6 protein-coding genes are annotated in these 13739 nt (G+C 63.9%); 4 read left to right on the top strand and 2 right to left on the bottom strand.

Features of this window, described 5'->3' with window-relative positions; genetic code table 11:
• Window positions 1-28: 28 nt before the first annotated feature.
• Both ACEN9H_RS11120 and ACEN9H_RS11115 read right to left on the bottom strand, forming a co-directional pair.
• Window positions 29-1060, bottom strand: coding sequence for a diguanylate cyclase domain-containing protein (locus tag ACEN9H_RS11120; RefSeq protein ID WP_413674777.1), 1032 nt, complete (start codon window positions 1058-1060; stop codon window positions 29-31).
• 69 nt (window positions 1061-1129) lie between these two features.
• On the bottom strand, window positions 1130-2785 hold the full coding sequence (locus ACEN9H_RS11115) for a family 43 glycosylhydrolase (protein WP_413674776.1): 1656 nt from the start codon (window positions 2783-2785) through the stop codon (window positions 1130-1132).
• Window positions 2786-3054: 269 nt separating this feature from the next.
• On the opposite strand from ACEN9H_RS11115, the gene ACEN9H_RS11110 reads away from it, so the two are divergent.
• From ACEN9H_RS11110 to ACEN9H_RS11095, 4 genes are all read left to right on the top strand, one after another.
• Entirely contained in the window at window positions 3055-7065 is a 4011-nt protein-coding gene (locus ACEN9H_RS11110) for an OmpL47-type beta-barrel domain-containing protein (protein ID WP_413674775.1), read from the top strand.
• An 11-nt stretch (window positions 7066-7076) separates the two neighbouring features.
• Window positions 7077-7679, top strand: a complete 603-nt coding sequence (locus ACEN9H_RS11105; RefSeq protein WP_413674774.1) for an NF038129 family PEP-CTERM protein — start codon at window positions 7077-7079, stop codon at window positions 7677-7679.
• 376 nt (window positions 7680-8055) lie between these two features.
• Window positions 8056-12813 (top strand): OmpL47-type beta-barrel domain-containing protein, encoded by a 4758-nt coding sequence (locus ACEN9H_RS11100; protein WP_413674773.1) that lies wholly within the window; start codon window positions 8056-8058, stop codon window positions 12811-12813.
• An 11-nt stretch (window positions 12814-12824) separates the two neighbouring features.
• Entirely contained in the window at window positions 12825-13427 is a 603-nt protein-coding gene (locus ACEN9H_RS11095) for an NF038129 family PEP-CTERM protein (protein WP_413674772.1), read from the top strand.
• The last annotated feature ends 312 nt before the right edge of the window (window positions 13428-13739 follow it).

Genomic DNA, 13739 nt, shown 5'->3' with positions numbered 1-13739 from the left:
CGCTATCTATACCGCCCCTATCACGACATCATTGACCCATCGGCGATTGATCACCCCGACCGATCAGGCGTCGGCGCCCATGCTTGACCCGATACATGGCCCGATCCGCCAGTTCGATCAGCTGCTCCATATCGTCGCCATCTTCCGGCCACAGCGCAAACCCGATGCTCGCCCCCAGCGCCAGCGCCCGCCCCTCGAACTCGAACGGCGCGCCGATCGCCGCCGTCAGCGATTGGCACTTGGCCGCAACGCTGTGCCGATCGCGCACGCCGACGAGAATCACGCCGAACTCGTCGCCGCCGACGCGCGCCGCCATGTCGTCCGCGCGCAGTTCGGCGCCGATGCGATTGGCCACCTCGCACAGGGCCGCGTCCCCGGCGCGGTGGCCGAGACTGTCGTTGATCGCTTTCAGCCCGTCCATGTCGATGTTCAGGACGGCGACGTGCCCATGGCACCGCGCCGCCCGCGCCAGCTGCTGGCGCAGGCTGTCGTAGAACTGGGCCCGGTTGGCGAGACTCGTCAGGGCATCGTGCGTCGCGCGGTAGTACAGGTCGTTCGACGCGTTCTGCACCGCGTGGTAGATCGCCGCGCCGACAAGCGTCGACAGCAGGCCGAGCACCTGCGCATGCCACGTGCCGAAGGCGTTCACCGACGACGACACGATTTTCAGCACGCCCACCGAATGGTCGTCATGGCGTAGCGGTACGACGAGCATCGAGCGCAGGCCGACCTTGCGGCACGCTACGCGGTCCACGCGCGGGTCGAGCTCGGCGTCGTCGCAGCGCAGGATTTCATTCCTGTCCACGGACAGGCCGGACAGACTGCCTTCGCGCCGCAGGCGCAACCCCAACTGCGCCCGGGCCAGCCCGGCTGCCGCGCGGTACACCATCTCATTGCCCTCGGCCAATTCCACCGCAGCGCCCTCGGCCCGGCACAGCGTCGCGGCGCGCTGGCTGACCAGCTGCATGACGCCGCCCAGATCCAGGCCCTGGCAGGCGATCTCGGTCTGGATGTCGATGATGTCCAGCAGCACAGCCGCGTCCAGCGTGACGGTACTCATGTCTAGTCAAGGAGAAATATCACAAATAATCACACAACCAGTGTGGACCATTTGCCCTTTGTTGACAAGTTAATACTGCTGATTGTCGATGCGATAAGTCACCCTGTCCACGTCCACATAGCCATGTTCTCCCGCCGGATTGAACGTGAACACGCCGACACGGCTGCCGCGATACGCGCCCCAGGTCAACGACAAGCCGGGCAGCACGGTCTCGTAGCTGGCTCCATCCGCGCTGACGGCCAGCGTCGTCTTGCCATCCAGCCCCCACGTCGAGCGCAGCCAGATCGCATCGCGCTTCCACGGCTGCAATCGGGTATAACTGCCGTCCCGGGACACTTCCAGGTAACGCTTGCCCGCCACCATCACGATGCCGGCGGACGCCGTGGATTCGGCGCGATTGGCGGCGCGCGGCTGTGCCGTGAAGTGGACGAGGCCGGCATGCTGGCCGTCGGCCATCCCCGCCAGCTCGATCCGCGCGGCGAACGACTGGCTGCCCGTCCGCACGACGCGCTGGGTCAGCACATTGCCCACTTTGAGGAGGTTGGCGCCGTCCAGGCCGGGAAAGGCGTGCAGGCGCAGATGGCCGGGACGGGCCGCCAGCGACCACTTGTCCTTGCGCGGCTGATAATTCCATTCCCAGACGGGCGCGAGCGCGGCGGCATCGAAGTCGTCGCCGCCTTGCGGGAACCGGCGGACCGACGGCGTGCCCGGCATCCGTCCCTCCCACACCATGGTGCCGATGCCGGCCCGGTCGGGCTGCCCGATCACCGGCCAGCCGTCGATCCAGTGGACCGGCAACAGGCTCGCGGCCCGTCCCGCCCAGTCGCCGCTGCCGTGGTGGGTGAAGAAATACCAGTTGCCGTCCGGGCCCTGGACGATCCCGCCCTGGTTCGGCTCCATGGCGGCGCGGTCCGCCTGCATCAGCTGGCGTTTCTCCGACCACGGTCCGCGGATCGACGGCGCCCGCCGCATCATCATCACGCGCGCGTCTCCCTGCACTTCACTGAAGAAGTGGTAATAGGTGCCGTTGAACTTGTACAGTTTGCTGGCCTCGCTGCCCTTCGACTGGTAGATCACCTGGTCGGTCCCGGGCACGAGGCTGCGGTTGTCCGCGCTCAGATCCCACAGATGGATCTTGTAGCCGTCGCTGAAGTGCGTGCCGACCAGGTAGCCCTTGCCGTCATCGTCCCAGAACGGGGCGCAGTCGTCCCATCCGGTTTCCCGCAGCACGTGCTGCAACGGCGCCCACGGCCCTTCCGGCCGTGCCGCGCTCGTCATGAAATAGCCTTCGTCCGGGGTGCCGAAATAAATCCAGAACCGGCCCGCATGGTGGCGGATGGCGCCGGCCCAGATGCCACGGCCGTAGCGGTTCATCCGTGTCCAGTCCAGTTCCGGCGAGATCTGCGTGAGGTCGGGCACCGCGTGGCCGACCGTGCGCCAGTTGACGAGGTCGCGCGAATGCAGCACCGCCATCCCCGGGGAAAACTGGAACGTCGATGTAATCGCGTAGTAGTCGTCGCCGACACGGATCGCATCCAGGTCGCTGTAATCGGCCGGCAGGACGGGATTGCGATAGCGGCCGTTGCCGAGATCGCCCCACCGGGTCCAGTCGCCCCAGGTGACGCCGTCGCCGGCCTGGCAAGGGCCCGCCATGGCAGCAGCGAGCAGGCCGGACAGTGCGACTGCGCACCAGCGGGAGAGTTCATGTTCGGGAAAGGTGGGCATGTCGGTTGCAGATGATCCTGATCGTTAAAAATTTGTGTCCGCCGGTTGGGATTCGGTCTACAATTGTATGGTATCGATAACGTACATTCCTGTCCAGTCAATCGGGCCGATTTGCACGGCAGCGCTGTCGATACCGCTGGGAAACTGGCGTATTTCATACATTAAAAACCTCTGGAGCGAGATTTTTGGATTTTTCCAGGCTTTGGCTTCGGCACAAGATGTTATCGGTAACCTAAACACGAGAAGAGGTAGAAAAATGGGGGACAAACATGAGAGCAATTAAACTCGACCGTGCGGCGCGGCGCATCGCCTGCATGGCGGTATCGATCGGTATCGCCGCGACGCTGGCGCCTTACCCGGGCCAGGTCGCCATGGCCGCAGACCCGATCGATACGATGGTGACCAGCTACCAGCCCGTCATCAGCGAATCGATCGATGCGAACGGCTTCAAGCATCCCGGGGTCGGGCTCACGAAGGAGGCCCTGGAAACCATGCGGACCCAGGTCCTGGCGAAGAAGGAGCCCTGGAATACCCACTTCAACATGATGCTCAAGTCGGGCAAGGCGTCGCGTACGGTGGGCATCTCGAACGTCAATGGCGCCGACCCGACGCAGCCGCGTATCCTGGGGATCGATTCCCAGGGCGCCAACGGCCTGTTCATCAACGACGCACTGACCGCCTACACACAGGCGATCCTGTACTACGTGACCGGCGACGACGTCTATCGCGCCAACGCCATGAGGATCATCCGCCTGTACGGGAAAATGGATCCGTCGAAGTACGTGTATTTCGTCGACTCGCACATCCATACCGGGATCCCGCTGAGCCGCATGACGGCGGCGGCGGAAATCCTGCGCTACACGAGCACCCAGACGCCGGCGCTCGCGTGGACGGACGACGATACGGTCAACTTCTCGAGGAACCTGGTCACGCCCGTGATCCAGACCTTCGACAACTGCAATTGCCGGTTCATGAACCAGCACCTGTACACGACCATCGCCAAGATGTCCGGTTCGATCTTCATGGGCGACCGCGACGGGTACAACGAGGCCGTCGAATGGTTCACCGTCAACAAGGATGCGCCCGACCCCGCATGGACTGGCTCGATCAAGCAATTGTTCCGGACGGTGACGCGCAATGACGCCACCGGCGAAGCGATTCCGCCGCAGATCCAGCACGTCGAGATGGGCCGCGACCAGGCGCACGGCGCCGGCGACCTCACCAACTCGGAAATTCTCGCCCGCCTGATGATGGCGCAGGGTACCAAGGTCGATCCGGCGGCGGGCACGCCGTCGACGGCGTCCAACGCCGTCGGCCCGTACGAGTTCATGGACGACCGCCTGCTGGCCGTCCACGAACTGTGGGGCAAATACATGATCGGCTACGATATTCCATGGGTTCCCGTCGCCATGAGCGTCAATCCGGATGGCAGCATCCGCGCGATGTACAACAACGTGAATCCGTCGTACCGAGGCCGGCTCTCCCAGAACACCTGGGAAGCCTTCTATTACTACAAATACGTCCGCGGCATCGACCTGGAGCAGCTCGCACCGGGCTATACGACGATCTACGCCAAGCGCAAGGCCTACAACTGGGATGGCGTCGACGGCGGCGGCGACTTCTGGCTGACGCTTCCCAAGGCCGCCGAAGCGGAAGGCAGCAAATACCTGGGCATCCCCATCGTCGATCCGTATCGCGAGGTGGAAGACCGGTTCACGGCGTACGACGGCAACGCGGTCGCGCAGACCGAAGGCACGACCGGCTTCGTAAGAACCACGGCCACGCCGGAAGGCACGCGCATCGCCGTGTACAGCTATAACGGGGCCGCCATCCCCAACATGGGCTTCCGCATCCGCACCAGTGGCCAGGCCATGATGGACGTCGACGGCATGTCGCTCGCGTTGCCGAATACGCGGGGCCAGTGGCGTTACGTCGTGGTGCCGCTGAACCTGGGCGACTTCCTGCCGCTCAAGGTCACCGGTGCGGGTACGACGGTCGACATCGACCATATCAACGTCAAGTCCAGCACCCTGCTGAGCCCGCCGGTCTTCAAGTCCGGCACCGGCGACACGACGGCGTACACGTATGCCGGCGCCACCATCCCGGTGACGCTCGACCTGTCGGCCACCGACCCGGCCGCCGGCGACGTCGTGACCTACAATATGGACAACCTACCGCAGGGCGCGACGTTCGATACCAGTACGGGCGCGTTCTCGTGGCAGCCCACACAGGCCGGCACCTACACGTTCATCGCCGAAGCATCGGACGGTACCTCGGTAACCACCAAGCGTGTCATCGTCGACGTTGCCGCGGACCGGCAGGCTGCCGTGGCGACCGTCGCCGCGCCGTTCAAGCCGGACACGCAGTACGTCACCGCGACGAAGACGGCCTACGAGAGTGCCTACGCCGACATGCAGAACACGATCGGCTCGGGCACCGACGATACCTACTTCCAGAAGCTGGGGGCATTGCGCAACGCGGTCTCCGGCCTGCGTGAACTGACCCCGCTGCTGAAGGACGGCAGCCTGGACTACACGAACCTGTTCTTCAAGACGAACCTGGTCACGAACTTCGGCGACTGGGCGGCGAATGGCGTCGATGACAATACCGACAGCTTCATCGCGTTCACCATCGCCCGCGATACCAATCACACGTTCACGCTGGACTTCGGTCCCAGCTTCAAGGTCGCTGCGAACAAGTTCCAGCTCCAGCCGCGCACCAGCTTCCCGGAACGCGTCGGCGGCGTGACCATCTTCGGTTCCAACGACAATGAGAACTGGACCCGGATCTCGCCCGACGAGACGCTCGGGATCGAGGGCTGGCAGACGCTGAACGTGGCGGACGAGTTCCGCACGAAGCGCTACCGCTTCTTCAAGCTCTCGATGATCCATGATCTCTGGACGTATAACATCCTCGAGCTCGGCGAATTCCGGATCTTCGGCACCCGCTATGAAACGGTCAACAAGCTGACCAGCGTGTCGCTGGGTTCCGACCAGGCGCTGAAGAACCGGGTCGTGCCGGGGAATACGATCAAGCTGACGTTCCAGTCGTCCGAGCCGATCAACAACGTGAGCGCGACGATCCAGGGTGAACCGGCCAGCATCACCACGACCGATAACCTGAACTGGACGGCGACGACAGTCGTCGACGCCACCATGGCACCGGGACCGGTGAAGTTGCTTCTCAACTACAGGACCGCCGACGGTACCGCCGCCGAACCCGTCCTGTTCACTACCGACTCGTCGACCCTGTCCATCGCGGACCAGAAGGACTACATCGACAATGTGCTCGACATCGCCACCGTCACCGATTCCAACGGCCGCAATGCGACCGATGTGATCAAGAACGCAAAACTGCTGTTCGACAGCAACCTGACGACGAACACCGACTTGCGCCTCAACGGCAGCGGCAACAATGGCTGGGTCAAGTTCGACTTCCGGCCCGGCGTCACCACGGTGTTGTCGCGCGTCGACGTCATCGGTCCCCAGAACCAGTACTCGGGCCGTATCAACGGCACCGTCGTCCAGGGTTCCAATGACAATGCGACGTGGACCAACATCTCGACCTTCGCCGGGAATACGCCGGAGTGGCAGTCACTGAAGATCACCGGCACCACGCCATACCGCTACATCCGCATGACGAACGCCAACGCCTGGTTCGGCAACATGACGGAACTGCGCCTGTACGGTACGGTGAACGCCGCGGACACGACCGCACCCAGCACCACCGCCACCGCGCCGCAAGGCATGGTGACCACGGACGCGACGATCACCTTCGCGGCCACGGACAACCAGGGCGGCTCGGGTGTCGCTGCAACGTACTACACGGTCGACGGCGGTGCCCGGCAGACGGGCAACACCGTCACGCTGACCACGAGCGGCACGCACACGGTGAGCTACTGGAGCACGGACTGGGCGGGCAACACCGAACAGGCACACGCGGTGACGGTGTCGATCGATAAATCGGCGGACGTGACCTCCTCCGTGTCGATCGCGCGCTCGGGCCTGACGGTGAACCGCTTCACCAACAAGTACACGGGTACGGTGACGATCACGAACACCGGTGGCCAGCCGCTGACGGGTCCGCTGCATCTGCGCCTGCAGGCACTGACGGCCGGCGTCACGCTGGACACCCAGACCGGCGTCAAGGATGGCGTGCCGTACATGGCGCTGCCCGTCGCCAGCCTGGCCGCGGGCCAGAGCGTCACCCTGACGACCACCTTCTCCAACCCGAACAAGGCCGGCATCGCGTACACGCCGGCCCTCTTCAGCATCCAGTAAAGGACCTGACCATGATTCGCTTCAAGCACTTCCTAACCTGGCTGACGCTCGCGGCCGCGCTGACCGGGACCTGCGGCCAGGCAGCCGCCACCCCGCTCTATCACGTCGACATCGACACGGCGTCGCTGGGTTCGGGTCCGGCTTTCCTGGAGCTGTACTTCCTGGGCCTGGACGGCGCGCCGGCGGCAACCGCCATCGTGAGCAGCCTGACAGGCGCGCTGGACGGCGCGGCGGACCTGACGGGCACGGTCACGGGCGCCGCGCCCGGTCCCTTCGTGTTCGGCAATGCCGGCGGCGGCGGTGACCTGGTCCAGGGCATCCAGCTGGGCGGCAAGTTCGGCTTCGACGTCAGCTTCACCATGCTGCCGGGCGACATCGGCACGACGTTCGGCTGGGCGCTGTTCGACGCGACGCACTACCTGGGCGCCGACGGCGACCTGGGTAACCTGTTCCTGCAGCCGTTTGCACCCGCCGGTCAACAGATTATCGTGGCGGCGCCCTCGACCCGCGTCAGCAGCTTGACGAAGATTCCGGAACCGTCGACGGCGGCGCTGATGCTGGTTGCCATGCTGGCGATGGTCGCGTGGCACCGGCAAGGCGTACGCCGGGCCTGATCCGTCCGGACGTCCCGACGTCCCGACGTCTTCACCGAACCCCAGAAGCCGCCGTCCGGCTTTTGGGGTTTTTTCATTGTCCAGCGTGGCGAAAAATATGTACGCACCTGTTGAAATTAGGTCTACAATTGTATGGTATCGATAACGTACAATCCCATCCAGTGCACGTGGCAGCGCGACCGCCATCCAGCATGAGGCAGGAACGGCGAATCCGTCGATACAGCTGTAACCAAGACGTACTTCATATATTAAAAACCCCTGGAGCCCGGTTCGGGTATGCAGTCGGCACTGCCGCACCCTGCTTTCCGGTCGGTCTCCGGTCAAAAAATGTTATCGGTAACCTAAATACGAAGAGGTTAAAAATGGGGGGACAGACATGAGAACGAATAAATTCGACAATGCGCTGAGGCGCATCGTCGCCATGGCATTTTCAGTCGGCATCGCGACGACGCTGGTACCTTTACCAGGCCAGGTCGCGATGGCGGATCCGATCGATACGTTGGTGACCAGTTACCAGCCGGTGATCACGGAAACGATCGACGCGAACGGCTTCAAGCACCCCGGGGTTGGATTGACCAAGGAAATGCTGGAGAACGCACGGACCCAGATCCTGGCGAAGAAGGAGCCGTGGTACACGCATTTCAACATGATGCTCGGCTCCGCCTCCGCCTCGCGTACGCCGCGGATCAGGAACATGAACGGCAACGATCCCACCAAGCCGGCGTTTTACGGCCTGACGTCGCAAGGGCTGGAAGGCAACTTCATCGTGGATGCGGGTACCGTGTACACCCAGGCTGTCCTGTATCTCGTGACCGGCGACGACACCTATCGCAGCAACGCCATGCACATCATCCGTCTGTATTCGCAGATGGATCCCGCACAATACGCGTACTACACGGATTCGCACATTCATACCGGCATTCCGCTGCAGCGGATGACGACCGCGGCCGAAATCCTGCGCGCCACCAGCACGCAGACGCCGGCGCTCGCATGGACGGACGACGATACGGTCAACTTCTCGAGGAACCTGGTCACGCCCGTGATCCAGACCTTCGACAACTGCAACTGCCGGTTCATGAACCAGCACCTGTACACGACCATCGCCAAGATGTCCGGTTCGATCTTCATGGGCGACCGCGACGGATACAACCAGGCCGTCGAGTGGTTCATGGTCAACAAGGATGCGCCCGACCCCGCATGGACTGGTTCGATCAAGCAATTGTTCCGGACGGTGACGCGCAATGACGCCACCGGCGAAGAGATTCCGCCGCAGATCCAGCACGTCGAGATGGGCCGCGACCAGGCGCACGGCGCCGGCGACCTCACCAACTCGGAAATCCTCGCGCGCCTGATGCTGGCGCAGGGTACCAAGGTCGATCCGGTGGCGGGCACGCCGTCGACGGCGTCCAACGCCGTCGGCCCGTACGAGTTCATGGATGACCGCCTGCTGGCTGTCCATGAGTTGTGGAGCACATTCATGGTCGGCTACGACATCCCATGGGTGCCCGTCGCCATGAGCGTCAATCCGGACGGCAGCATCCGCGCGATGTACAACGGCGTGTCGTGGGCGTATCGCGGCCGGCTCTCGCAGAACACGTGGGAAGCCTTCTACTACTACAAGTACGTGCGCGGCCTCGACGTGGAACACCTCCTTCCGAACTACACGACGATCTTCGCCAAGCGCAAGGCCTACAACTGGGACGGCACCGACGGCGGTGGCGATTTCTGGCTGGCGATCCCCAAGGCCGCCGAAGCGGAAGGCAGCAAATACCTGGGCATTCCGATCGTCGATCCGTATCGTGAAGTGGAAGACCGGTTCACGGCGTACGACAGCAATACGGTGGCGCAGACCGAAGGCTCGACCGGCTTCGTACGCACCACCGCCACGCCGCAAGGCACGCGGTACGCCGTGTACACGTACGGCTGGCCCACCACGTCGATCGGATTGCGCATCCGGACCAACGGCCAGGCGACGCTGGACCTCAACGGCACGTCGATCACGTTGCCGAACACGCGGGGCCAGTGGCGCTACGTCGTGGTGCCGTTCAATATGCCCGACTTCCTGACGCTCACCGTCACCGGCAACGGCACCACGGTCGACGTCGACCACATCAATATCCAGTCCAGCACCCTGCTGAGCCCGCCGGCCTTCAAGTCCGGCAATGGCGACACGACCGCGTACTCCTACGCCGGCGCCACCGTCCCGGTGACGCTCGACCTGTCCGCCACGGACCCGGCCGCGGGCGACGTCGTGACCTACAACATCGACAACCTGCCGCAGGGCGCGTCGTTCGACACCAGCACGGGCGCATTCTCGTGGAAGCCGACGCAGGCCGGCACGTACACGCTCATCGTCGAGGCCTCGGACGGCACCACCGTCACCACCAAGCGGGTGATCGTCGTCGTGGGTGCCGACCGCCAGGCGGTGGTGACCGCCGTGACGGCGGTGGTCAAGCCGGACACGCTGTACGTCACGTCGACGAAGAACAACTACCAGGCCGCCTACGCGGACCTGCAGAACACGATCGGGTCGGGCACCGACGCCGACTACTTCCAGAAGCTGGCGACGTTGCGCACCGCGGTCTCGGGACTGCAGGAACTGACCCCGCTGCTACCGGACGGCAGCATCAACTACCCGAACCTGTTCTTCAGGACGAACCTGGTGACGAACTTCGGCACCTTTGCCGCCAATGGGATCGACGACATTGACGGCACCAACATCCCGTTCGGCTCGGCCATCGAGAACAATCGCACGCAGACAATCGACTTCGGCCCCGGCTTCAAGGTGGCGGCGACCGCGTTCCAGTTCAAGCCGCCCGGCAGCTTCCCGGAACGGATCGGCGGCACGACCGTCTTCGCGTCCAACGACCTCGAGCACTGGACACAGATCACGCCCGACAAGACGCGCATGGTCGAGGAGATGCAGACGCTGAACGTGGCGGACGAGTTCCGCACCCAGCGCTATCGCTTCTTCAAGATCTCCATGGTCGATCTGCTCTGGTCGTACAACATCCTCGAGATGACCGAATTCCGGATCTTCGGCACCCGCTATGAAACGGTCAACAAGCTGACGGGTGTTTCGCTGGGTTCCGACCAGGCGCTGAGGAACCGGGTCGTGCCCGGCAATACGATCAAGGTGTCGTTCCAGTCGACCGAGCCGATCAACAACGTGAGCGCCATGATCCAGGGCGAGCCGGCCACCGTCACCACCACGGATAACCTGAACTGGACGGCGACCGCGGTCGTCAAGGCCACGACGGCGCCGGGACCGGTGAAGTTCCTGCTCAACTACAAGACCGCCGACGGCACCACCGCCGAACCCGTCCTGTTCACTACCGATTCGTCGACCCTGTTCATCGCCGACCAGAAGGATTACATCGGCAACCTGATCGACATCTCGACCGTGACGGATTCCAACGGCCGCAACGCGACCGATGTGGTCACGAACGTCAACCGTCTGTTCGACAACAACCTGACGACGGGTACCGACTACCGCCTCAACGGCAGCGGCAACAATGGCTGGGTCGAGTTCGATTTCCGGGGCGGTGGCACCGTGGCACTGTCGCGGGTCGATGTCATCGGCCTGCAGGACCGGTACTCGGGCCGCATCGCCGGCACCCTGGTACAAGGTTCCAACGACAATACGACGTGGACGACGATCTCGACTGCCGCAGCGAACACGATGGATTGGCAGACGCTGAAGATCACCGACACGACGCCATACCGCTATGTTCGCATGACCAACGCCGGCGCCTGGTTCGGCAACATGACAGAATTGCGCCTGTACGGTGCGACGACGTCGACCAACCGGATCGCCACGGCGTCGATCAGCTCGGCGCAGGCGCTGCGTAACCGTATCGTGCCCGGCAATACCGTGAAACTGAACTTCACGGCCAAGGAAGCGATCAGCAACGTGGCGGTGACAATCGACGGCCTCCCCGCCGCGCTCACCACGACGGACAACCTCACCTACACCGCCACCGCCACCCTGCCCCAGGGCACGCAGCCGGGACAGGTGAAGTTCGCCATCAACTACGTCACGCAGGACGGCAAGCCGGGCTACCAGGTCACCGAGACGACGGACAGCACTGCGCTGAACCTGGTCGACGAGAGCGACCTCATCCAGAACGTTCCGACCATCGCAACGCTGATCGATTCGACCACGAACCGCAACGCTGCCACGACGCTGACGATCGTGAAGACCCTGTTCGACGCGAACCTGGGTACCGGTTCGGACTTCCGTAACGGCTCGGGCGGCTCCGGCACGGGTGCCTGGGTGGTCTTCGACTTCAAGGAAGGCAACCAGGTCAGCCTGGCCAGCACCGAAGTCATCGGCAGCCAGGACCAGTACTACACGCGCGTCAACGGCCTCGTGTTCCAGGGCTCGAACGACAACACCGCGTGGACCACGCTGACCCCGGCGGCGAAGTCGACGGCGGACTGGCAGACACTGCCGGTCACGAGCCTGGTGCCTTACCGCTACATCCGTGTGTACAACCCGAACGCGTGGTTCGGCTCGATCAGGGAAGTTCGCCTGCACGGCTCGCTGCATGGCGCGGACGTGATCGCCCCGGTGACCACGGCCACCGCGCCGCAAGGCACGGTGACCACGGACGCGACGGTCACCTTCGCGGCCACGGACAACCAGGGCGGCTCGGGCGTCTCGGCGACGTATTACACCGTCGACGGCGGTGCCCGGCAGAAAGGCAACACCGTCACGCTGAATACCAGCGGCACGCACACGGTGAGCTACTGGAGCACGGACTGGGCGGGCAACACCGAACAGGCACACGCGGTGACGGTGTCGATCGATAAATCGGCGGACGTGACCTCCTCCGTGTCGATCGCGCGCTCGGGCCTGACGGTGAACCGCTTCACCAACAAGTACACGGGTACGGTGACGATCACGAACACCGGTGGCCAGCCGCTGACGGGTCCGCTGCATCTGCGCCTGCAGGCACTGACGGCCGGCGTCACGCTGGACACCCAGACCGGCGTCAAGGATGGCGTGCCGTACATGGCGCTGCCCGTCGCCAGCCTGGCCGCGGGCCAGAGCGTCACCCTGACGACCACCTTCTCCAACCCGAACAAGGCCGGCATCGCGTACACGCCGGCCCTCTTCAGCATCCAGTAAAGGACCTGACCATGATTCGCTTCAAGCACTTCCTAACCTGGCTGACGCTCGCGGCCGCGCTGACCGGGACCTGCGGCCAGGCAGCCGCCACCCCGCTCTATCACGTCGACATCGACACGGCGTCGCTGGGTTCGGGTCCGGCTTTCCTGGAGCTGTACTTCCTGGGCCTGGACGGCGCGCCGGCGGCAACCGCCATCGTGAGCAGCCTGACAGGCGCGCTGGACGGCGCGGCGGACCTGACGGGCACGGTCACGGGCGCCGCGCCCGGTCCCTTCGTGTTCGGCAATGCCGGCGGCGGCGGTGACCTGGTCCAGGGCATCCAGCTGGGCGGCAAGTTCGGCTTCGACGTCAGCTTCACCATGCTGCCGGGCGACATCGGCACGACGTTCGGCTGGGCGCTGTTCGACGCGACGCACTACCTGGGCGCCGACGGCGACCTGGGTAACCTGTTCCTGCAGCCGTTTGCACCCGCCGGTCAACAGATTATCGTGGCGGCGCCCTCGACCCGCGTCAGCAGCTTGACGAAGATTCCGGAACCGTCGACGGCGGCGCTGATGCTGGTTGCCATGCTGGCGATGGTCGCGTGGCGGGGCCGTGAAGCGCGCAGGTTCTGAGCGCTACTGAAGACCTGAACGCAGCCCGGAAGCCGATGTGCGGCTTCCGGGCTTTTTACATTTGGCCGTCGGACCGGCCCGGTTATCCATCCTGAATACGCAACAAACATATTTACGAATATTTTGCAACCGACCGCTTGTGATTTAACAAAATTGCGTTTAAATTATCCCCAGTCGACTCTGCCTCAATAACAAGAACACATTCTTCCCGGCCCACTTTCGCGCGGCCGGGGCCAGTGCGCCGTACCTCCAAGACAACCGCCGTCGTTTTCGAATCTCATCGTGCGAGAGGCCGCGTGCCGCCCGTACGGG

The sequence above is a fragment of the Massilia cellulosiltytica genome, from assembly GCF_047325105.1.
Taxonomy (GTDB): Bacteria; Pseudomonadota; Gammaproteobacteria; order Burkholderiales; family Burkholderiaceae_D; genus Telluria; species Telluria orientalis.
This window is presented reverse-complemented; position numbering and strand designations above follow the sequence as displayed.

What these genes read in the sequence shown, in the direction of transcription:
- ACEN9H_RS11120 (WP_413674777.1), bottom strand. Translation starts at nt 1,060, where the DNA reads ATGAGTACCGTCACGCTGGACGCGGCTGTGCTGCTGGACATCATCGAC.
- ACEN9H_RS11115 (WP_413674776.1), bottom strand. Translation starts at nt 2,785, where the DNA reads ATGCCCACCTTTCCCGAACATGAACTCTCCCGCTGGTGCGCAGTCGCA.
- ACEN9H_RS11110 (WP_413674775.1), top strand. Translation starts at nt 3,055, where the DNA reads ATGAGAGCAATTAAACTCGACCGTGCGGCGCGGCGCATCGCCTGCATG.
- ACEN9H_RS11105 (WP_413674774.1), top strand. Translation starts at nt 7,077, where the DNA reads ATGATTCGCTTCAAGCACTTCCTAACCTGGCTGACGCTCGCGGCCGCG.
- ACEN9H_RS11100 (WP_413674773.1), top strand. Translation starts at nt 8,056, where the DNA reads ATGAGAACGAATAAATTCGACAATGCGCTGAGGCGCATCGTCGCCATG.
- ACEN9H_RS11095 (WP_413674772.1), top strand. Translation starts at nt 12,825, where the DNA reads ATGATTCGCTTCAAGCACTTCCTAACCTGGCTGACGCTCGCGGCCGCG.